At 63.4% G+C, this 20050-nt stretch carries 21 protein-coding genes; 14 read left to right on the top strand and 7 right to left on the bottom strand.

All coding sequences use genetic code 11. The features are described 5' to 3' along the window. Window positions 1-12 precede the first annotated feature (12 nt). The 3 genes from mce (at window position 13) to mtnK (ending at window position 2088) form a co-directional block, all read left to right on the top strand. Window positions 13-417: a methylmalonyl-CoA epimerase gene (mce, locus tag AKN83_RS20145; protein WP_050402403.1), complete on the top strand. Its 405-nt coding sequence runs from the start codon at window positions 13-15 to the stop codon at window positions 415-417. A gap of 4 nt (window positions 418-421) precedes the next feature. Continuing rightward, a complete protein-coding gene (locus AKN83_RS20140; protein ID WP_050402404.1) occupies window positions 422-706 on the top strand; it encodes a DUF1467 family protein in 285 nt (94 codons plus the stop codon). A 77-nt stretch (window positions 707-783) separates the two neighbouring features. Then, window positions 784-2088: an S-methyl-5-thioribose kinase gene (mtnK, locus tag AKN83_RS20135; protein WP_050402405.1), complete on the top strand. Its 1305-nt coding sequence runs from the start codon at window positions 784-786 to the stop codon at window positions 2086-2088. Between the two features lie 148 nt (window positions 2089-2236). Here mtnK and AKN83_RS20130 read toward each other — a convergent pair whose 3' ends face one another. From AKN83_RS20130 to AKN83_RS20115, 4 genes are all read right to left on the bottom strand, one after another. Beyond that, entirely contained in the window at window positions 2237-3274 is a 1038-nt protein-coding gene (locus AKN83_RS20130) for an ABC transporter permease (protein WP_050402497.1), read from the bottom strand. A 102-nt stretch (window positions 3275-3376) separates the two neighbouring features. Further along, window positions 3377-4879, bottom strand: coding sequence for a sugar ABC transporter ATP-binding protein (locus AKN83_RS20125; protein WP_050402406.1), 1503 nt, complete (start codon window positions 4877-4879; stop codon window positions 3377-3379). A gap of 9 nt (window positions 4880-4888) precedes the next feature. Beyond that, window positions 4889-5923 carry a sugar ABC transporter substrate-binding protein gene (locus AKN83_RS20120; RefSeq protein WP_050402407.1) on the bottom strand — a complete coding sequence of 345 codons (1035 nt, stop codon included), beginning with the start codon at window positions 5921-5923 and terminating at the stop codon, window positions 4889-4891. Window positions 5924-6011: 88 nt separating this feature from the next. Then, the gene (locus AKN83_RS20115) at window positions 6012-6437 is read right to left on the bottom strand and encodes a globin (protein ID WP_050402408.1); all 426 of its coding nucleotides are present in this window, start codon (window positions 6435-6437) and stop codon (window positions 6012-6014) included. A gap of 446 nt (window positions 6438-6883) precedes the next feature. Between AKN83_RS20115 and AKN83_RS20110 the strand changes: the two genes are divergently transcribed. From AKN83_RS20110 to AKN83_RS20065, 10 genes are all read left to right on the top strand, one after another. Next, window positions 6884-7264: a DUF2946 family protein gene (locus AKN83_RS20110; protein WP_063695436.1), complete on the top strand. Its 381-nt coding sequence runs from the start codon at window positions 6884-6886 to the stop codon at window positions 7262-7264. Window positions 7265-7348: 84 nt separating this feature from the next. After that, window positions 7349-9736, top strand: a complete 2388-nt coding sequence (locus AKN83_RS20105) for a TonB-dependent receptor family protein (RefSeq protein ID WP_050402409.1) — start codon at window positions 7349-7351, stop codon at window positions 9734-9736. After that, window positions 9733-10974: a sialidase family protein gene (locus AKN83_RS20100; RefSeq protein WP_430641566.1), complete on the top strand. Its 1242-nt coding sequence runs from the start codon at window positions 9733-9735 to the stop codon at window positions 10972-10974. The genes AKN83_RS20105 and AKN83_RS20100 overlap by 4 nt, the downstream gene beginning before the upstream one ends. Beyond that, window positions 10971-11468 (top strand): TlpA family protein disulfide reductase, encoded by a 498-nt coding sequence (locus AKN83_RS20095; protein WP_050402410.1) that lies wholly within the window; start codon window positions 10971-10973, stop codon window positions 11466-11468. The genes AKN83_RS20100 and AKN83_RS20095 overlap by 4 nt, the downstream gene beginning before the upstream one ends. 34 nt (window positions 11469-11502) lie before the next feature. Then, window positions 11503-12030, top strand: coding sequence for a copper chaperone PCu(A)C (locus tag AKN83_RS20090; protein ID WP_050402411.1), 528 nt, complete (start codon window positions 11503-11505; stop codon window positions 12028-12030). Between the two features lie 7 nt (window positions 12031-12037). After that, entirely contained in the window at window positions 12038-12565 is a 528-nt protein-coding gene (locus AKN83_RS20085; RefSeq protein ID WP_050402412.1) for a YcnI family copper-binding membrane protein, read from the top strand. A 3-nt stretch (window positions 12566-12568) separates the two neighbouring features. Then, the gene (locus AKN83_RS20080; RefSeq protein WP_050402413.1) at window positions 12569-14146 is read left to right on the top strand and encodes a copper resistance CopC/CopD family protein; all 1578 of its coding nucleotides are present in this window, start codon (window positions 12569-12571) and stop codon (window positions 14144-14146) included. 161 nt (window positions 14147-14307) lie between these two features. After that, window positions 14308-15627 carry a proline--tRNA ligase gene (proS, locus tag AKN83_RS20075; RefSeq protein ID WP_050402414.1) on the top strand — a complete coding sequence of 440 codons (1320 nt, stop codon included), beginning with the start codon at window positions 14308-14310 and terminating at the stop codon, window positions 15625-15627. A gap of 71 nt (window positions 15628-15698) precedes the next feature. Further along, window positions 15699-16979 (top strand): lipoprotein-releasing ABC transporter permease subunit, encoded by a 1281-nt coding sequence (locus AKN83_RS20070; RefSeq protein ID WP_050402415.1) that lies wholly within the window; start codon window positions 15699-15701, stop codon window positions 16977-16979. Between the two features lie 8 nt (window positions 16980-16987). Then, window positions 16988-17686 carry an ABC transporter ATP-binding protein gene (locus AKN83_RS20065; protein ID WP_050402416.1) on the top strand — a complete coding sequence of 233 codons (699 nt, stop codon included), beginning with the start codon at window positions 16988-16990 and terminating at the stop codon, window positions 17684-17686. A gap of 110 nt (window positions 17687-17796) precedes the next feature. Here the strand turns inward: AKN83_RS20065 and AKN83_RS20060 are convergent, their stop codons facing one another. Together AKN83_RS20060 and AKN83_RS20055 are read right to left on the bottom strand one after the other, a co-directional pair. Further along, a complete protein-coding gene (locus AKN83_RS20060; protein WP_050402417.1) occupies window positions 17797-18078 on the bottom strand; it encodes a DUF3551 domain-containing protein in 282 nt (93 codons plus the stop codon). Between the two features lie 117 nt (window positions 18079-18195). After that, window positions 18196-18492 carry a DUF3551 domain-containing protein gene (locus tag AKN83_RS20055; RefSeq protein WP_244522032.1) on the bottom strand — a complete coding sequence of 99 codons (297 nt, stop codon included), beginning with the start codon at window positions 18490-18492 and terminating at the stop codon, window positions 18196-18198. A 296-nt stretch (window positions 18493-18788) separates the two neighbouring features. Here AKN83_RS20055 and AKN83_RS20050 point away from each other — a divergent pair, with 296 nt between their 5' ends. Then, complete coding sequence (locus AKN83_RS20050; protein ID WP_050402419.1) at window positions 18789-19523, top strand: outer membrane protein; 735 nt, start codon at window positions 18789-18791, stop codon at window positions 19521-19523. 179 nt (window positions 19524-19702) lie between these two features. On the opposite strand, the gene AKN83_RS39795 is transcribed toward AKN83_RS20050, so the two are convergent. Further along, window positions 19703-19873: a hypothetical protein gene (locus AKN83_RS39795; protein ID WP_157113479.1), complete on the bottom strand. Its 171-nt coding sequence runs from the start codon at window positions 19871-19873 to the stop codon at window positions 19703-19705. Window positions 19874-20050 lie beyond the last annotated feature (177 nt).

Raw genomic sequence — 20050 nt, 5'->3', positions numbered from 1 at the left:
AGGGAGAGAGATATGCTGGGCCGGCTCAATCACGTCGCGATCGCGGTCAAGGACGCCAAGAAGGCCGCCAAGATCTACGGCACCGCCTTCAACGCCGAGATTTCCGAAGCCGTACCGCTGCCGGAACACGGCGTTATCACCGTGTTCGTGACGCTGCCCAACACCAAGATCGAGTTCATCGAGCCGCTCGGCGAAGCCTCGCCGATCGCAAAATTCGTCGAGCGCAACGCCGACGGTGGCATCCACCATGTCTGCTACGATGTGCCCGACATCATCGCCGCCCGCGACCGCATGATCGCCGAGGGGGCGCGCGTGCTCGGCGACGGCCAGCCGAAGATCGGCGCGCATGGCAAGCCGGTGCTGTTCTTCCACCCCAAGGACTTTTCCGGCGCGTTGGTCGAAATCGAACAGGCCTGAGGCCATGGCGTACCAAATCTCCACAGGGCTTGCGATCTACTTCGTCCTTTGGTGGCTCGTGCTGTTCCTGACACTGCCGTTCGGCATACGCAGCCAGCACGAGGACGGCGTCAGTGCGCCCGGCACCGACCCCGGCGCCCCGATCCTGGCGCGGATGGGCCGCAAGCTGTTGTGGACCACGCTGATCTCGGCCGTGATCTTCGCAATTGCGATGTGGGCCTATTACGCCGGCTATCTCTCGATCGAGCGGCTGTCGAAGCTGATGGGGATGCCGGAGTTTCACAACTGACGGGAGAAGGCGCCCGGACCGGTGCAGAGCGGGAGTGAGGATCAACCTCACCTCACAAACAAGTGGAGGAGACAAGGATGAACCTGCAGGCGCAGCCAGCCTTCGGGCCGAGCGCATATCGGATTTTGCGTGAGGCCGATCTGCGGGACTATCTCGTAGGACTTCCGGCCATCGTCTCGCAACTCGGTGGCGCTCCTGCCGACTGGTCGATCAGCGAGGTCGGTGATGGCAATCTCAACCTCGTCTTCATCGTCAAGGGCAGCAGCGGCGGCATCGCGGTCAAGCAGGCGCTGCCCTATGTGCGGCTGGTCGGCGAGAGCTGGCCGCTGCCGTTGTCGCGGGCTCACTACGAGCATCTGGCGCTGGTGCATCAGGCGCGGCTGGCGCCGAAACTCGTACCGGCGGTGCTGCATCACGACGCGCCGCTCGCGCTCACCGCGATGGAGTTGCTCGAGCCGCACATCATCATGCGCAAGGGCCTGATCGGCGCCACGCGTTACCCACGCTTTGTCGAGGATATCTCGACCTTCCTGGCGCAGACGCTGTTCTTCACGTCCGATCTCGCGTGCTCGGCTGCGGAGAAGAAGCAGGGAATCGCCGATTTCGCCGGTAACCACGCGCTGTGCAAGATCACCGAGGATCTGATCTTCACCGATCCTTACCGTATCGCCGAGCAGAACCGCTGGACCGCGCCGTATCTCGACGCAACGGCGGCGGCGTTCCGCGAGGATATCGACCTCCATGTCGCTATCTCCAGGCTCAAGCTGAAATTCATGGCGAGTCCCGAGGCGCTGCTGCACGGCGACCTGCACACCGGCTCGATCATGGTCACCGAGCGCCAGACCAAGGTGATCGATCCCGAATTCGCCTTCTACGGCCCGATGGGGTTCGACATCGGTGCCGTCATCGGTAACCTCCTGATGGCCTATCTGGCCTCCGCCGGCCATGAGCGCACGCTGGGCGAGCGCGCGTCATTCGAGGCCTGGCTGCTGGAAACCATCGAGGGCGTCTGGAGCGAATTTTCGCGCAAGTTTGTCGCGCTGTGGCGCAACGAGGCGAAGGGTGACGGCTATCCGGTGTCGCTGTTCGCGGGCGAGGCGGGCGCGGCGCGGCTGGAAGCTGAACGGCAGGCCTACATGGCGCGGCTGTTCGAGGACACCGTCGGTTTCGCCGCGGCCAAGACCATCCGGCGCATCCTTGGTCTCGCGCACAATATCGACTTCGAGTGGATTGCGGACGAGAAGCAGCGCGCGATCTGCGAGGCGCGGGCCCTTAAGCTCGCGCGCAACATGATGCTGGAGGCGGCGTCCTACACCACGATCGGCACAGTCACCTACGCCGCGCGCGAACTGCGCCACTGGCAGCCGGATTTCGCCAGGTAGGTTGAGGCAGGCCGCGCCACCGCCCGTGGTCATTTCCCGGTCCGCAATTGCGTACCTGAAGGCGCCGGACGTATGACAGACGGCGCAACACACTCGCCGTCGTCCTTCGCCGGGGCGACGAGAGCAGAGAGCGTGCTCGGCTCAATCATCACTCCGCCGCCTGCTCGCGCAGCCGCTGCGCGTAGACGTTGATGATCAGCGCCGCGAGCAGGATCAGGCCGCGGATCAGGATTTTCAGGAAGCTGTCGATGTTGACGTGGTCGAGACCGTTGTTGAGCACGCCGAGCACGAACAGGCCGACGATGGTGTTGCCGATGCCGCCGCGGCCGCCGAACAGACTGGTGCCGCCGACCACCACGGCCGCGATGGAATCGAGCAGATAGGTGTCGAACTCGTTCTGCTGCGCGCTGCCGAAATGGGCGACGCCGAGCATGCCGCCGATCCCGGAGCAGACCGCCGAGATCACCATCACACTGCCGAAGATCAGCTTGACGTTGAGGCCGGCAAATTCAGCGGCCTCGCGGTTGCCGCCGACCATGTAGACGTAGCGGCCGAAACGCGTGTAGGTCAGCACCAGATGGCCGCCGAGCAGCATCAGCGCGGCGACGATCACGATCCAGGGGATGCCGCCGATCGAGCCGGAGCCGAGCGTCGTGATCAGGTCCGGCACCTTGTAGGCGATCTGGCCGCGCACCAGGAGCGCCGAGACGCCGGCGGCGATCTGCATCATGGCGAGTGTCATGATGAAGGAGGGGATGCCGATCATGGTCAGCCCCAGCGCGTTGACCAGGCCGAGCAGCGCACAGAGCGCCAGCGCCAGCAGAATCGCGACGATGCCCGGCATCGGGACGTTGGCGATGTTGACGTAGGATTCCTGCAGCGTGAAATAGGCCACCGCAATGCCTGTCACGTTGGCGATGCTGGCGATCGACAGGTCGATCTCGGCACACAGGATCACGAAAGTGAGGCCGACGGCGATGATGCCGGTGACCGACACCTGCGTCAGGATGTTGCCGACATTGTCGATGGTCGCAAACGACGGGCTCGCGATCGCGAAGAACGCGCTGAGGAAGATCAGCGTCAGGAACGGCGCGATGTTGCGCATCTGCGAGCGCAGGAACGGTGCTAGCCCGCGCGGCCGCTTGTGATCGGCTGCTGGGCTCGTCGCGCTGTCACTGCTTGCCATCATTCCACTCCATCAAGCGCGATGAGCCGGTCATCGCGCTTTCTCCATTTGTTTGCGCATGATCTTCTCGGAAAACCGCTTCGCACTTTTCCGGATCATGCTCTAGGCCGCTTCCAGCAGCCGATCCTTGCTGACCGCTTCGGCCGCGAATTCGCGCACCACCGCGCCCCGCTTGAGCACCAGGATCCGGTCGGCCAGCGACAGCACCGTTTCCGGCTCGGTCGACAGCACGATGATCGCCAGTCCCTTGGCGCGGAGATCGCGCACGATGTTGATCACGTCGTTCTTGGCGCCGACATCCATGCCGCGGGTCGGCTCGCACAATACCAGCAGGCGCGGCGGGTAGGTCAGCCATTTCGCCAATGCCACTTTCTGCTGGTTGCCGCCGGAGAGCATGCCAAGATCGAGGCCGACCACCGGCGGCCGGATCTGCAACTGCTCGACCTGGCGCTGGGCGATGGCGCGCTCGCGCACCGGCTTGAGCAGCAGCGCCGAGATCCGCTCGAGGATGCTGATCGAGATGTTCTTGTATACCGGCTCCTGGTGGAACAGCATGGCGCGGCGGCTCTCCGGCACCAGCGCGACGCCGGCCCGCCGGGCCGCCGCGGTGCTGCGGAAGGTCTTCGCGGCGCCATCGACCGCAAGCGTGCCGCGATCCTGCCGCAGCTTGCCGAACAGGATGCGCGACAGCTCCAGCTGGCCGCAGCCCATGAAGCCGTAGATGCCGAGCACCTCGCCGGAGCGGGCCTCGAACGAGACGTCCTGCAGGGTGCGGCCGAGCGAGAGCTGATCGACCTTCAGGACCGTCGAGCCGCCACCCGGTTGCGGAAGCATCAGGTCATCGGTGTAGCTGTGCTCCAGCGTCTCGCCGCCGCGGCCGATCATGGCCTCGATCAGCGCGCCTTTGCTGGTATCAGCGGATGCGGTCTCGGCGATCTTCCGCCCGTTGCGGAACACCGTCACCACGTCGGAGACCCGCAGGATGTCCTCGATGAAATGCGAGATGAAGACGATGCTGGTGCCTTCGTCACGGAGCTTGTGCAGCGTCGTGAACAGGCGTTCGACCTCGGGTGGGGAGAGGGCGGAGGTCGGCTCGTCGAGGATGATGATGCGCGCGCCGGAGAACAGCACGCGGGCGATCTCGATCAGCTGCTGCAGGCCGATCGGCAGGTCGCCGAGCCGTGTCATCGGATCGACGTCGATGCCGAACCGGGCGAGCTGCTCGCCGGCCTCGCGCGCCATCCGCCGCCATTGCACGAAGCCGAGGCGGTTGGTCGGCTGGTTGCCGAGAAATACGTTCTCCGCGACAGTGAGATCGGGCGCGACGCTGAGCTCCTGATGCACCATGCCGATGCCGGCGGCGTGGGCATCGCGGGTGGAGCGGAACCGGGTTTCCCTGCCGTCGAGCACGAAGCGGCCGGAGAACTCCGGATGCACGCCGGCGATGATCTTCATCAGCGTGCTCTTGCCGGCGCCGTTTTCGCCGACGAGACCATGGATCTCGCCGGCGTGCAGCGCAAAGTCGACCCCACGAAGGGCTTCGACACCGCCGAAGGCCTTCGTGATCTGGTTCAACTCGAGGATCGGCGAGCGTCCCTGCGACATGAGGGGTGCTCAGATCAGGAAGTGATCCTCCATCCATTGCATGCCGGCGGCGTTGGCCTTGGTCACGACGGGACCGTCGGTCACGACGTTCTTCGGAATGCCCTGGCCGCTCTTCTCGCCGCCGACCACGGCGGCGACGCCCGCCACGATCGCGCCGCCATGGATGCGGCAGGACGGATTGCGGACCGTTGCGAACATGCGGCCTTCGCTGACCGCCTGGATCGCCGGCGGCATGGCGTCGACGCCGCCGATCAGGATGTTGGTGCGGTTGCGCGCCTTCATGATGTTGTAGGCGGCGAGCGCCATGTCGTCATTGTGGAAGAACGCCGCGTCGATCTGCGGATATTTCGTCAGGTAGGTTTCCCAGAGCCGGGCGGTCTTGGAGACGTCCCAGTCGGCGGGCTGGGTATCCAGCACCTCGATGTTCGGGAACTGCTTCACGACCGAGTTGAAGCCCTTGGCGCGGCCCTGTGCGCCGGTGTGGCCGAGCGCGCCCTGGGTCATGATGACCTTGCCCTTGCCGCCGATCGCGTTGCACAGCGCCTGCGTCACCGAGGCGCCCATGAACTCGTTGTCGGGCGCCAGGAACGAATGGACGTTGATTTGATCGAGAGGAGCAATAAGCGTGTCCATGTCGATCACGGGGGTGCCGGCATCGATCATCTTCTGCACCGGCTGGGTCAGCGTGCCGATGCCGAAGGCCTGGATCGCGACGAAGTCCCACTTTTGCGAGGCCATGTTGTCGATCGCGGCGCGCTGCTTGACGGCGTCGAGTTGGCCGTCGAACCAGGTCACCTCGACGTTGAACAGCTTGCCCCAGAACTCGGCTGCCTGTTTGCCCTGCGCGCACCATGTCGCCTGCAGTCCGGCGTTGGAGAATGCGGCTTTCAGCGGCTTTTCCGAACGTCCCGTTTCGGCTGCGAGCGCGGACGTCACGCCCATTCCGCCGAACAGGCCGGCTGCAGCGCCGCCTGCCGCCGCCATCTGCAGAAGGTCGCGCCGCGTCGTCGACGCCTTGTCCATCCCCTTGTCCGTGTCTGCCATTGTTTGCTCCCTCTTCGTTTTTCTGACCGTCGGCGTCAGTTGCACGCGCCGCGGATAAAGGGAGTGTGTCACAATCGGAACGGTGGCGCTACGCCCTCGCGTCTACGAGATGTTTCTGCTGCAGCACGATGGCTTCGATGTCGCCAAGCAGCTTGTGCCACGCAGCATCGATCTCGTCAGACCATTGCTCGCCGACAATGTCGCGCAAGCAGTCGGCGATCACGGCGAAGAATGCGACGAACAATTCGCGCGGCGTCCCGTAGGCATCATGCGAGAACACTTCGGATTCGATCAGGCGAAAATGTCCGCGCCGCTCGCCCGCGAAATCGAGGATGGCTTCGATCGCGAGCGACAGCATCGAGCCTTTCACCGGCTCGCTGCCTTCGGTGCGAAACATCGCCTGCGCCTCGGGATGTTCGCGAAACAGGCGCTGGTACACGTGCGGTGTCAGATCAACGCAGCGCGCAGCGGCAAGTTCGAAACTACGTTCGATTGGATTCGATGATGGAGTCATAGCGCTTTGCGATCATCACATAAAAAAAGAGCAGGGCGCCAAGCCCTGCTCCAAAAATTGTGTCGACCCTATTTGCCCCAAAAATTCGATTTGATCTTGATTGATGGGGTGACGCTGCTTGTGCGCGTCGGGCTCCTCCCGAGACTTGGACCACCAGGACACACCTCGCGGCTGGCCTGAGCCCGAATTGGTAGACTATCTTTCCAGCCTTGTCATCATTTTCGGCAACGATTGTTCAAATTTCGAGCAATTTGCGAAATGATTGGGATGGTGCCACCGGCAGTTGCGAAAGCGAGCTGAAAACACGTGAAGGGGTAAGGGGATACGAAGGCCGGCGGAGCGGCCGTGACGCAAGTGTCACGCCCGGCAATTTCCGTCAGCCGGAAGAAACGCGCCATGTCGATGATCTCGACTTCCGAGGCCTGTAGTGGTTAGTTCCGTTCCGGATGGGTTTTGCGATGCGCCGGCGGCTGAAGATTTTTCTGCCCATAGTCCTGGTTGCCCTGCTGGTGCAGATTTTTGCACCGATCGGGGCCTGCTGGGCGGCGAGCCTTGCCGCGTCCGATCCGCTCGCGGCCGCCACCATCTGCCACGGCAATGCCGGCCCTGGAGCCGGGCAGGGTGACCAAGGTCATGATGCCCATGACGGCTGTTGTTCCGCATGCAGCCTGCTGCAGACCGGCGCGCCCATTGATAACCCCGAGATCACGGCTCACACCGTCGAGCGGCCTTCGACACGCATCGCCTGGCTTGATTTCGCGTCCAAACTCGATCGCTCGCAGGCGCGCCTCGCCGCGCAAGCCCGCGCGCCGCCGCTTTCTTCCTGACGACGTTCTCGCTGCCGGTGCACCTTGCGCGCCGGCGAGTGTCATAGAGCCATCCGGCCGACGAGCCGGTGTCAGGATTCATCCATGTTTTGGCTTCATCTGCGGGCCGGGGCCAGCGCACTCACGCTGGGCTTTGCGCTTACCACGCCTACAAGTTGGGCAGAGGCCCAGACGACATTGCCATCCGTCACGGTCGATGCGCCGCAGGCCGCGCGAGCCAAATCGGCAAGGTCCAAGCCGAAGGTCCGCGCGGTTGCCGCCCGACGGCCCGTCAGGCCGTTGGCGCCGCTGGCCGTGGCGGCGGCCGGCCGCACGCAGCGCATCACGCCCAGCGCGGCGCGGGACAGCTTGAACCAGGGGCCCGCCGGTCAGACGCAAACGACGATCGACCGCAGCCAGTTCGACAACCGGCCGTCCTTCTCGGGGGCGGACGTGTTGCGGGACAGTCCCGGCATCTCGATCAAACAGGGCAACGGTCCGCGTGATTTCGGCATCTCGATTCGCGGGTCGAATGCGCGCAATGGCTTCGGCATCCGTAACCTCGTGATCTTCGAAGACGGCTTTCCAGTCACCCAGCCGGACGGCCTGTCGCGCAGCGACCTGATCGATCCGCACGCTTATGGCGCCATCGACGTGGTCCGCGGGCCGTCATCGGCGCTCTACGGAAATTATGCGACCGGCGGCGCGTTGAATTTCCGGACCCGGCCGGGCGGCACCATCGACGGCGTCGAGTACGGCGTCGAAGGCGGCAGCTTCGGCTATCTCAACAACTATCTGGCCGCCGGCAAGAAGGTCGGCAGTTTCGAGGGCTCGCTGTTCGCGAGTGATGCCCGCGGCGACGGTTACATCGGCAACAGCTGGTTCAATACCCAGACGGTCAATTTCCTCGGCACCCTGCAGGTCACGCCGGACGACCGTCTCACGGTGAAGCTGATCAACAACGATCTGACGACGCGCCTGCCGATCCGCTCGTCGCTCAATCAGTTCAACACGAATCCGTTCCAGCAGGGCTGCACCACCGGCGCCACGGCAGCACCCGGATGTGGGACCGTGACCTTGTTCAACAACGGTTTCAATTCGGCGGCGGGGACCGACAAGGAAACCGCGGTCCAGGCAGGCCTCGGTCGCGACGACCGCCGCACCATCGTCGGCGGTCGCTGGGAGCACGATTTCGACAACCAGACCACCTGGCGCAACCAGTTCGCGTTCGACGATCGCAATATCAGCCAGCCGACGGGATCGACGAGCGCGATCGGCGACTTCCCGTCCTACAACTACATGAGCGACGTCGTCAGGCGGGGCGACATCTTCGGGATGGAGTCGACGGCCTATTTCGGCGGCTTCTACAACACGCTGACAGCTTCGAGCGACACCCGCAACGTGATGCCGGGCGGCAATGCGACGCTCGGCAGCCTGTCCAGCAACCTGTTCAGCACGACGACGAATTACGGCCTTCGCGCGCGCGAGGAGTTGAGACTCACGTCGGCGTTGACGGCCATTGCCGGCATTGGCTGGGAGACCACCAATCTCACCGGGCGAAATACTGCCTATACTTACACCGGTGCGGCCGGGGCTACGTCCACCGCAATCACGACGGCGGACCGGCAATTCCAGAACACCGCGCCGGAGCTCGCGTTGCTTTACCGCCTGAACAACGAGTGGCAACTGCGTGGCCGGGTGGCAACCGGATATGGCACGCCGCAGGTCAGCAATCTGTTCATTCTGCCGGACGGCTCGTCGGGCAATAACACCCAGCTGCGCACGCAGAAGAATCTTGGCTACGACCTCGGCGCCGACTGGACGCCGAACAACGCGGTCAAGGTCAGCGTCACCGGCTTCTACGAGTTCTTCAAGGACGAGCTTGTCTCGCAGGCGACCCAGAAATCGGGCATCTCCTACACGTTCAATGCGCCACGATCGGAACATCGCGGTGTCGAACTCGCTGCCGACTGGAAATTCCTGCCGGGCTGGCGGTTCTCGGCGGCCTATACCTATCTCGACGAGGTCTACACGGAATACATCGAGAACATCAGCAACGGCGCGGTGTTCAGCTTCAATCGCGCCGGCAACAAGATCCCCGGCGTTTCGCCGAACGAGCTGACGACACGGCTGGGCTACGACCAGTTGTCGGGTCCGTTGCAGGGGCTCGGCGGGTTCGTCGAAGTCCAGTGGAAGGACAGCTTCTACATGGACAATGCCAACGTCTTGAGGGCGCCCGGCTACGAACTCGTCAACCTCAATTTGCACTACAAGACCGATCTCGTTTCCGATTCCTTCAAGTCGCTGAATCTGTACGTTGAGGTCAGGAACGTGTTCGACCGGACCTATGTGGCTTCGGCGAACAACATCGCGAATTCGGTGACGGCGGGAGGCATTCAAAATCCCGCGAGCGTACTGGCGAACTCGACCAACTCGATCTATGCCGGATCGCCGCGCGCCTTCGTGGCGGGCATGAGGATTGCGTTCAAATGACCAGCGCATCGATGACGTATCGCAAACCTGCGGCTCGGTCGGTGCTGGCGGCGGTGATGCTCGCAGCATTGCCGAGCCTTGCCGTCGCGCAGATGAGCCATCAGCACGCCTCTGAAGCGGCCTGCGAGGAGACCGTGCTGCGCTGCGCGACGAAAGTCACTCCGGCCTTCGGGCCGGATGGGACGTTGTGGTTGACCTGGATGGCCGGAGGCCAGATCTCCGTCGCGAGTTCGAAGGATCAGGGCAAGAGCTTCTCCGCTCCGGTCCAGGTCACCCGGGAGCGGCTCAACCTGGACTGGGGCCCGGACGCGCGGCCGAAGCTTGCGATCGATGCCAAGGGCGACATCGCCGTGGCCTTCTCGATCTTTCGCGATCAGGCCTTCAACGGCCAGGTACTGACCGCGCGGTCGAGCGATGGCGGGCGCAGCTTCGATCTGCCGAAGCCGATCACATCGAACAATCAAAGCCAGCGCTTCGAGGCAATTGGCTTCGATCCCGCCGGCGCCGTGTTTGCGGTGTGGCTCGACAAGCGCAACCGTGTCCCGGCGCAGCAGCGCGGCGAGAAATATGACGGGGCCGGATTGTTCTTCGCGTCATCGAAGGACGGCGGCGCGACCTATTCCGATCCCCAGCTTGCGGCCGATAACACCTGCGAGTGCTGCCGTCTCGCGCTGGCGTTCGATGGCGCAGGCCATCCGGTGGTGGTGTTTCGCAACATCTTTGAGGGCGGCGTGCGTGACCATGCGATCGTGACGTTCACCGGTCTGGCCACGCCTGGCGAGATACATCGCGTGAGCCGTGACGACTGGCAGATCGCGGCATGTCCGCACCATGGTCCCAGCCTGACCATTTCGGCACAGGGAACCTATCATGTGACGTGGTACACCAACGGCAAGGCGCGCAAGGGCTTGTTCTATGCGCGGTCGCGCGACGGCGGCAAAACCTTCTCCGATCCGCTTCCGATTGGTCGGCCGAATCGGAGCCCGTCACGACCGCAAATCATCGCAGGGCCGCTGGGGCTCGCAATGGTCTGGAAGGAGTTCGACGGGCAGAAGACATCGATCAATCTGATGACGTCACATGACGACGGAGCGACATGGTCGAAGCCTATTGATATCGCCGACACCGCCGACAGCTCCGACCATCCGCTGCTGGTCTCGGACAGGCGGCGGACTTACCTGTCGTGGATGACGAAGGCCGACGGCTACCATTTTCAAGCGGTCGAGGGCGAACCATGAAATGTCATTTGCCCGCGGCTCTTGTCTTGCTGGCAACGCTGCCATCCGCACTGGCGGCGGCCGACGGCGCCCCGAAGCCGTTCGAACGCGGCAGCTGGCAGAAATTGCTGCATGCACACGCCGGTCATCCGACCCTGGTGCACTTCTGGGGCGTGACCTGCGGACCCTGCAAGGTCGAACTGCCGCAGCTTGGCCAGTTCATGAAGGATCATCCTGGTATCGACGTCGTCACGATCAGCGCGGATTTGGTTCCGAACCTTCCGGAGGCAACGCGATCGATGCTGGATCACGCCGGGCTCGCTTCCGCCGAAAACTGGATTTTTGGCGACGGCTTTGCCGAGCGATTGAGATTTGAGATCGATCCGGCGTGGCAAGGCGATATCCCGCGAACCATGCTGATTGCTCGTGACGGAACGATCACAACGATCGAGGGATCGGCCGAAATCGCTGATCTGAGCAAATGGTCTGACGCCCAGGCCACAGCAATCCGATGACACACCAACTTCAACCTGAAAGGAAATTCGTCCAATGAAGATGCTCTCTCGCATCCTTGCTCTCGCAGCGCTGTCCGCCGTACTCGCTTCTTCTTCTGCACGTGCCGAGGACATCAAGGCCGGCGACCTCGTGATCACGCAGGCGTGGACGCGCGCGACCCCGAACGGTGCCAAGATTGGCGGCGGCTATTTGACAATCGAGAACAAGGGCGCGACGCCCGACCGGTTGATTTCAGGCTCTGCCGATGTCGCCGGCAAGGTCGAGGTCCACGAAATGTCGATGGACAACGGCGTCATGAAGATGCGGGCGCTCGACAACGGCGTGACCATCGAACCCGGCAAGACCGTGAAGCTCGCGCCCGGCGGCTATCATCTGATGATGTTCGACCTCAAGAATCCGCTGAAGCAGGGCGACAAGGTGCCGGTCACGCTCGAATTCGAGAAGGCCGGCAAGGTCTCGGTGTCGCTCGATGTGCAGGCCGTCGGCGCGCAGGCGCCGGGCGGCGGCGATCATTCCGGCCATGGCGACCATTCCGGTCATATGGACATGAAGAAGATGTGAGGGGGCCATGCGATCAACCACGCTCCTCATTGCCACGGCGACGCTGCTCGCAGCGTCGCCGGCCATCGCCCATGTCACGCTTGAGGGAAAGCAGGCGGCAATCGGTTCGTACTACAAGGCGGTCTTCGCCGTGCCGCATGGCTGCGCGGGATCGGCGACGATCAAGATCCGCGTGCAGATTCCGGAAGGCGTGATCGGAGTGAAGCCGATGCCGAAGCCCGGCTGGACGCTCGACATGGTCACCGGCAAATACGCCGCCCAGTACGACTTTCACGGTGCCAATCTCACCGAGGGCGTGAAGGAAGTCGCCTGGAGCGGTGGCAAGCTCTCCGACCAGAACTACGACGAGTTCGTGATGCAGACGTTTCTCACCGACACGCTGAAGCCGAACACCACGTTGTATTTTCCCGTCGTGCAGGAATGCGAGCAGGGCGTCAGCCGCTGGATCGATCTTCCGGCCGAAGGGCAGGGCGGCGGGCACGACCACGGCAGCAAGACGCCGGCGCCGGGCGTCAAGCTGCTGCCGAAGCCGTAAGCCGTGCGGGCGGTCGCAAGTCTTGTCGTTGGAAGTCTTGCCGCGTTGTTCGTGACGCTGTGTCTTGCGACCTCGGCCGATGCGCATGCCGTCCTGATCGCCGCCGAGCCGGCGGACGGCAGCGTGGTGACCGTGGCGCCGAAGACGGCGGTGCTCCGCTTCAACGAAGCGGTAGCGCCGACCGCGGTCAGCCTGCTCGACGCTACGGGCAAGCCGCGCGACGTCACGATCCGCGCCGTCGATGAATCGCTGGTGGTGACCCTGCCGGCGGACTTGCCGCAGGGCACGCAGGTGGTCAGCTATCGCGTGGTCTCCCAGGATGGCCATCCGGTTGCGGGTTCGCTGTTGTTCTCGGTCGGCGTCGTCACGGGCTCGGCGGCGCCGGCTGGCGACGGCGTGTTGCATGCGCTGATCTGGCTGGCGCGGCTCGGGCTCTATCTCGGGCTGTTTGCCGGCGTCGGCGGTGTGTTCTTTGCCGCCTGGATCGGGCAGGGGGCAGCGGGTGGACGGCTGATCATGTGGTCGCTGGCGATCGGCCTTGTCGGCGCGATCGCCTCGCTCGGCTTGCAGGGCGTCGACCTGCTGAACCTGCCGATCACGGGCGTCCTGACTTGGGCGGCCTGGGCCAGCGCCGCCGGCACCAGCCTGTTTACCGCGCTGCTGCTGGCGATTGCCGCGATGTCGATCGCGGCGATCGCCTGGCGCAGTGCGTCGTTCGGCGTGGCGTGGATCAGCACCGCAGTCGCAATGATCTGCGTTGGGCTGTCGCTTGCGGTCAGCGGCCATGCCGCCACCGCTTCTCCGCAATGGTTGACGCGGACCGCGCTGTTCATCCATGGCGCTGGCCTCGCTTTCTGGATGGGTGCGCTTGGGCCGCTCGCCGTGCTGGCCTGGCAGCGCAAGGATTCGCTGTTGCGGGTAGTCCGGCGGTTTTCGACCCTCGCCGTGCCGGTCGTCGCGTTGATCGCCCTGTCCGGCCTCGCGCTTGCCGTCGTTCAGCTGGAAAGCTTTGGCGCGCTGATCGATACTGGATACGGCAACGTCCTCGTGGCGAAACTTGTGCTGGTGTCGCTGTTGCTCACGCTCGCTGCGCTGAACCGTTTGGTGTTTACGCCGGCGATTGCGCGCGAATTTCACCGTACGCGGCCGCTGCAGCGCTCGATCGCGCTCGAGTTCGTGCTGATGATCGCCATCCTCGGCCTCGTCGCACTATGGCGCTTCACGCCGCCGCCCCGCGTGCTGGCGATGTCAGACGACGTTCCGCTCGCGGTCCACATCCACACCGATACCGCGATGTTCCAGGTTCTGATCGCGCCGGGCAAGGTCGGGCAGAACGATTTCGTGCTGCAGCTGATGAACGGCGATGCCAGCCCGTTCGCGGCCAAGGAGGCGACACTGACGCTGAGCCTGCCGGATCGCGGCATCGAGCCGTTGGAACGGAGCGCCGCGCCGGGTCCCGATGGCTATTGGCACGTCAAGAAGGTGCCGTTGCCGGTCCCCGGCCGCTGGCACATGCAGATTGACGCCCTGGTGACCGATTTCAAGAAAGTGACGCTGGAAGACGATTTCGAGGTCAGGTAGACGGACGGCCGCGCCGGGCAGTCCAGCGGGACGCAAATCGCTCAAATGGCCGAAAATCGCCTGATTTGAAGGGCTTTTGTTATTTGGCGGCCTTGTGTTTTCACGGCCGATCCGGTTTCACTGCTGCGCTTCCCACGCTTTCCTGATTCCCGAGTAACACCATGCGATTGTCGCGGTTTTTCCTGCCTATCCTGAAAGAAAACCCGAAAGAGGCGGAGATCGTCTCGCATCGGCTGATGCTGCGCGCGGGCATGATGCGGCAGGAGGCGGCCGGCATCTATGCCTGGCTGCCGCTCGGCTTCCGGGTGCTGAAGAAGATCGAGCAGATCGTTCGCGAGGAGCAGGACCGCGCCGGCGCGCTCGAGCTCTTGATGCCGACGCTGCAGCTTGCCGATCTCTGGCGGGAAAGCGGCCGCTACGACGCCTATGGCCCGGAGATGTTGCGCATCCTCGATCGTCACAAGCGCGAGCTGTTGTACGGACCGACCAACGAGGAGATGATCACCGAGATCTTCCGCTCCTATGTCAAGTCCTACAAGAACCTGCCGCTCAACCTCTACCACATCCAGTGGAAGTTCCGCGACGAGCAGCGTCCGCGCTTCGGCGTGATGCGCGGCCGCGAATTCCTGATGAAGGACGCCTATACGTTCGACCTCGACGAGGCCGGCGCGCGGCGCTCCTACAACAAGATGTTCGTGGCGTACTTGCGCACCTTCGCGCGGATGGGCCTGAAGGCGATCCCGATGCGGGCCGAGACCGGCCCGATCGGCGGCGACCTCAGCCATGAGTTCATCGTGCTGGCGGAGACTGGAGAGTCGGGCGTCTTCATCAATCGCGATGTGCTGGACCTGCCGGTACCGGGCGAGGACGTCGACTATGACGGCGATCTCACGCCGATCATCAAGCAGTGGACCTCGGTCTATGCTGCGACCGAGGACGTCCACGAGGCTGCGCGCTTCGAGCAGGAAGTGCCGGAAGCAAAGCGGCTCAATACCCGCGGCATCGAGGTCGGCCAGATCTTCTATTTCGGCACCAAATATTCCGACACCATGAAGGCCATGGTGGCGGGACCCGACGGTGTCGACGTGCCGATCCATGGCGGCTCCTACGGTGTCGGCGTGTCGCGTCTGGTCGGCGCCATCATCGAGGCCTGTCACGATGACGCGGGCATCAAGTGGCCCGAAGCGGTCGCGCCGTTCCGCGCCGCGATCCTCAACCTCAAGCAGGGCGATGCCGCTGTCGACGGAGCCTGCGAGCAGCTCTATCGCGAACTCTCGGCGAAGGGCGTCGACGTGCTCTACGACGACACCGATCAGCGCGCCGGCGCCAAGTTCGCCGCGGCCGATCTGATCGGTATCCCCTGGCAGATTCTCGTCGGACCGAAGGGACTCGCTGAGGGCAAGGTCGAGGTCAAGCGCCGCAGCGATGGCTCGCGCGACAACATGAGCCCCGCCGACGTGGTCGCGAAGCTCGCGGGTTAAAGTTTATTCACGCCGCGCGATCGGCGGGGTAATCCGGCCACATTTGGCCCGAATCATGGGATTATCGAGAGATGGATGAGACCATGAACGAGCCAGTCCGTACCCCGCCGTTTGCGCCATTCGAATGGCTGCTGTCCGGACGCTATCTGCGCGCGCGCCGCAAGGAAGGGTTCATCTCGGTCATCGCCGGCTTTTCGTTCCTCGGCATCATGCTCGGCGTTGCCACGCTGATCGTGGTGATGGCCGTCATGAACGGCTTCCGCAAGGAGCTGCTCGACAAGATCCTCGGCCTCAACGGCCACCTCCTGGTGCAGCCCCTGGAATCGCCGCTGACCGACTGGAAGGATGTCGCCGACCGCATCAGCCAGGTGCAGGGCATTCGTCTCGCCGCGCCTGTCGTAGACGGGCAAGGACTAGGATCATCGCCGTTCAACGCGGCCGGCGTCTTCATCCGCGGTATTCGCGCCGACGATCTCAACAACCTCACTTCGATCGCCAAGAACATCAAGCAGGGCACGCTCGAGGGTTTTGACGAGGGGCAGGGGGTTGCGATCGGCCGCCGGCTTGCCGATCAGCTCTCGCTGCATGCCGGCGACATGATCACGCTGGTTTCGCCGAAGGGCGCGGTGACGCCGATGGGCACGACGCCGCGCATCAAGCCTTACAAGATCACGGCGGTGTTCGAGATCGGCATGTCGGAATACGATTCGACCTTCGTCTTCATGCCGCTGACCGAGGCGCAGGCCTATTTCAACCGCAACAACGACGTGTCCTCGATCGAGGTGTTCACCACCAATCCGGACAAGATCGAAACCTATCGCAAGCTGGTGACGGAGGCGGCCGGCCGGCCGGTCTTCCTGGTCGACTGGCGGCAGCGCAATTCGACATTCTTCAACGCGCTGCAGGTCGAACGCAACGTGATGTTCCTGATCCTGACCATGATCGTGCTGGTCGCGGCGCTCAACATCGTCTCGGGGCTGATCATGCTCGTGAAGGACAAGGGCCAGGACATTGCGATCCTGCGCACGATGGGGGCCTCGCAGGGCTCGATCATGCGAATCTTCCTGATCACCGGCGCCTCGATCGGCGTGGTCGGAACGCTGACCGGCTTTGCGGTCGGCATGCTGATCTGCCTGAACATCGAATCGATCAGGCAATTCCTGTCATGGCTCACCAACACCGAACTGTTTTCGCCGGAGCTGTATTTCCTCTCCAAGCTGCCGGCCGAGGTCGATTTCGGCGAGACGCTCGCCGTCGTGATCATGGCGCTGACGCTTTCCTTCCTGGCGACGCTCTACCCGTCGTGGCGCGCCGCGCGCCTCGATCCGGTCGAAGCGCTCCGGTACGAATAGGAGCGCACATGGCGGAGGGGGCGGAAGACGTACCGGTTGTCTATCTTCACGATATCAAGCGGGAATACCGGCAGGGCGAGGCGACGCTGACGATCCTGAACGGTGCCAAGCTGGCGCTGTGGCCCGGTCAATCGGTGGCGCTTGTGGCGCCGTCGGGATCCGGCAAGTCGACGCTGCTGCACATCGCGGGCCTGCTGGAGAGCCCCGATGAGGGTGAGGTCTATGTCGCGGGCACGCCGACCTCGCAGATGTCCGACATCGACCGCACGCAGATTCGTCGCTCCGATATCGGCTTCGTCTATCAGTCGCACCGGCTGCTGCCGGAGTTTTCGGCGCTCGAGAACGTCATGCTGCCGCAGATGATTCGTGGCCTCAAGCGCTCCGAAACCGTGAAACGTGCGACCGAGATCCTCGCCTATCTCGGGCTTGGCGATCGCATCACCCATCGTCCCGCAGAACTCTCGGGTGGTGAACAGCAGCGCGTGGCGATCGCGCGCGCGGTTGCGAACGCACCGCGGGTGCTGTTTGCGGACGAGCCCACCGGAAATCTGGATCCGGGAACGGCCGATCACGTGTTCAACGCGCTGATGCAGCTCGTGAAGGCGACCCGCGTCGCGATGCTGATCGCGACCCACAATTTGGATCTCGCCGCGCGGATGGATCGCCGGGTGTCGCTGTCGAACGGACAGGTCGTCGAACTCGAATAGCGCTTCGCGTGAAGTGGGTCGCGATTCGTGTGAAGAATGCTCGCTAAGCGCGCGAAATCTAAAGACTTTTCCGGTATGATTGAATCGAAGTGGAAGGCGCGCTTGGGCCTTCAATAGGCGGGGCGAGGCCGTTTGCCAGACTGGCTCGGCCGGCGATCGATCGGCGGCCCGGCATAATAGGGATTGTTGATGCAAATCGCGGCGAGGCCGGACGCTGAGGCCCGGCACTGCTCCAGTGACGTGTAACCGCAGTCGGTATCCTCACCGCCCCATCGGTAGTTCGTCTTGCAGACCGGCGAGGTCGAATCGTATTTCTGGGCATTGGCTGGCGTGCTTGCGATGGCACCCAGCGCTAGGAGCGCCGGAAACAGTACCAGAATCAGGTTTCGCATCAGAAGCTCCAGTCGATCTGGCGCCGGCAACGCTCCCGCCGAACGTCGGTGCGAATAGGCACCGGCGGGCCGGAGCGATCAACTCACATTCCCGCGGCGGCGCCACCCGGCCAGATGTCAGTGAATGAACAGGTCGAAAAAATTGCCCTCACGGCGATCACGCGGAGAGGCATGCAGATAGGAGCGCGGGTCGTTGTCGCCGGCATAATAGGGATTGGCGATGCAGTTCTGTCCGATGCCCGAGGCGGTGGCGAGGCACGCCTCATAAGACGGATAGGAGCAGTTGCTGAGGCCGGGATAGCGATCGCCCTGGATGCAGAACGGGTAGCGCACGCCGACGGCATGCGAGGGCGCCGTACCAAGGGTAGCGAGCGCAAGCACAGACGCCGCAGCAGCAAGAATCATCGTCCGCATGTGCATTCCTTAATCGCTGCGAAGATTCGATCTCGGCGACGATCCAAATCGGACAAGCCGGTTCCGGTCAACACGATCTTGCGGGCAGCTTGCCCAAGCAGTTTTGAATTGTGAAAATTGTGCGGCAGCTATGTGGCAAAAGTTCCAAAAAGTGCTTGTAACGCAGTATTAACTTCAAATTTGAGCGAAGTCGTTTGGGCCTGCCTGTTGCAGCGAAGTTACAGCAATTCCGACGGGGGCTGCTATGACGGTGTCTCGCGGCCTTGGGGGCCTGTAGAAAAAGTTGGAACGGGAAAATGAAAAAGATTTTGCTTGTCACCGCCAGCCTGCTCGCGCTCAGCGCGACTGCTGCCTCTGCGGCTGACCTCGCGGCTCGCCCTTACACGAAGGCTCCGCCGCCCATGGTTGCCGCTGTGTATGATTGGACCGGCTTCTACATCGGTATCAACGGTGGTTGGGGCCAGAGCCACGACAACCGTTCGGTCGACGGCATCGGCCAGGCCGGCAGCTACGACGCCAACGGCGGCACCGTCGGTGGCCAGATCGGCTACCGCTGGCAGACCGGCGGCTGGGTCTGGGGCCTGGAAGCTCAGGGCAACTGGGCTGACTTCTCCGGCAGCACGGGCAACCTGCTCGTCCCGGGCGGCACCGTTCGCTCGAAGACCGATGCGTTCGGCCTGTTCACCGGCCAGATCGGCTATGCCTGGAACAACGTCCTGCTGTACGCCAAGGGCGGTGCTGCGGTCACCGATCGCAACTACCAGTTCCTGGCACCCGGCGGCGCGCTGGCGTCCCAGACCGGCTACGACACCCGTTGGAGCCCGACGGTCGGCGTTGGCCTCGAATTCGCCTTCGCTCAGGGCTGGTCGCTCGGCGTCGAATACAACCACATCTTCGAAGACACGCACGGTGCGACCTTCGTCACCCCGGCTGGCGTCGGTGTGACCGGCTTCCACACCGGTGGCGACACCGACATGGTCCTCGGCCGTCTGAACTACAAGTTCGGTGGCCCGATCGTCGCACGTTACTGATCGCTCGCTTAATCCAAGCGGCATCGAAAACCCCGGGCTTCGGCCCGGGGTTTTTTGTTGGCCTGGTGGATTAACCATCGGCCGTGAACGCAGCGGGTTTTTGTCTTGCTCCGATTGAGCTCGTAGGGAGCTCTGTCGTGCCCGCCAATACAAGCGGCCGGTAACCAGCCACGTGCTCCTTAGTCGAAATCAGCGAAGTCGAGCCCGGCGTTGGCCTTGGATGCATCGTTAATGCAGTCCGAATACGCGCGCCACCTTTCGACGAAGCCGTAACCCTTGGCCTGTTGCGCCGCCTTCGCCTTGCATTCGGCCTTGATGTGCTTGACGATGGCCTGCTGTCTCTTGGACACCTTTTCTGCGCTGGCCGGCGTCAGCGTTAGAACCAAAATCGCGAGTGCTCCTGCGTTTTCCTCTGCTCACGGGGAGTACTGGAATCAAACGGGCTTGGTGCCGTCAGCTTCCGGCCGTCGCCTCGCGCGCGTTTTCATCAGAACAGCACCCAAAACCCCCGCGGTTAACTATCAAGA

The organism is Bradyrhizobium embrapense (genome assembly GCF_001189235.2).
GTDB lineage: Bacteria > Pseudomonadota > Alphaproteobacteria > Rhizobiales > Xanthobacteraceae > Bradyrhizobium > Bradyrhizobium embrapense.
The sequence above is the reverse complement of the archived record's forward strand: the minus strand, read 5'-3'. Positions and strand labels throughout refer to the sequence as shown.

Excerpts from the sequence above, each read along its gene's own strand:
- AKN83_RS20115 (WP_050402408.1), bottom strand. The coding sequence starts at position 6,437 with ATGACTCCATCATCGAATCCAATCGAACGTAGTTTCGAACTTGCCGCT.
- AKN83_RS20120 (WP_050402407.1), bottom strand. The coding sequence starts at position 5,923 with ATGGCAGACACGGACAAGGGGATGGACAAGGCGTCGACGACGCGGCGC.
- proS (WP_050402414.1), top strand. The coding sequence starts at position 14,308 with ATGCGATTGTCGCGGTTTTTCCTGCCTATCCTGAAAGAAAACCCGAAA.
- AKN83_RS20090 (WP_050402411.1), top strand. The coding sequence starts at position 11,503 with ATGAAGATGCTCTCTCGCATCCTTGCTCTCGCAGCGCTGTCCGCCGTA.
- AKN83_RS20065 (WP_050402416.1), top strand. The coding sequence starts at position 16,988 with ATGGCGGAGGGGGCGGAAGACGTACCGGTTGTCTATCTTCACGATATC.
- AKN83_RS20095 (WP_050402410.1), top strand. The coding sequence starts at position 10,971 with ATGAAATGTCATTTGCCCGCGGCTCTTGTCTTGCTGGCAACGCTGCCA.
- AKN83_RS20100 (WP_430641566.1), top strand. The coding sequence starts at position 9,733 with ATGACCAGCGCATCGATGACGTATCGCAAACCTGCGGCTCGGTCGGTG.
- AKN83_RS20110 (WP_063695436.1), top strand. The coding sequence starts at position 6,884 with ATGGGTTTTGCGATGCGCCGGCGGCTGAAGATTTTTCTGCCCATAGTC.
- AKN83_RS20050 (WP_050402419.1), top strand. The coding sequence starts at position 18,789 with ATGAAAAAGATTTTGCTTGTCACCGCCAGCCTGCTCGCGCTCAGCGCG.
- AKN83_RS20140 (WP_050402404.1), top strand. The coding sequence starts at position 422 with ATGGCGTACCAAATCTCCACAGGGCTTGCGATCTACTTCGTCCTTTGG.
- AKN83_RS20085 (WP_050402412.1), top strand. The coding sequence starts at position 12,038 with ATGCGATCAACCACGCTCCTCATTGCCACGGCGACGCTGCTCGCAGCG.
- AKN83_RS20055 (WP_244522032.1), bottom strand. The coding sequence starts at position 18,492 with ATGCGGACGATGATTCTTGCTGCTGCGGCGTCTGTGCTTGCGCTCGCT.
- mce (WP_050402403.1), top strand. The coding sequence starts at position 13 with ATGCTGGGCCGGCTCAATCACGTCGCGATCGCGGTCAAGGACGCCAAG.
- mtnK (WP_050402405.1), top strand. The coding sequence starts at position 784 with ATGAACCTGCAGGCGCAGCCAGCCTTCGGGCCGAGCGCATATCGGATT.
- AKN83_RS20070 (WP_050402415.1), top strand. The coding sequence starts at position 15,699 with ATGGATGAGACCATGAACGAGCCAGTCCGTACCCCGCCGTTTGCGCCA.
- AKN83_RS20125 (WP_050402406.1), bottom strand. The coding sequence starts at position 4,879 with ATGTCGCAGGGACGCTCGCCGATCCTCGAGTTGAACCAGATCACGAAG.
- AKN83_RS20105 (WP_050402409.1), top strand. The coding sequence starts at position 7,349 with ATGTTTTGGCTTCATCTGCGGGCCGGGGCCAGCGCACTCACGCTGGGC.
- AKN83_RS20060 (WP_050402417.1), bottom strand. The coding sequence starts at position 18,078 with ATGCGAAACCTGATTCTGGTACTGTTTCCGGCGCTCCTAGCGCTGGGT.
- AKN83_RS20130 (WP_050402497.1), bottom strand. The coding sequence starts at position 3,274 with ATGGCAAGCAGTGACAGCGCGACGAGCCCAGCAGCCGATCACAAGCGG.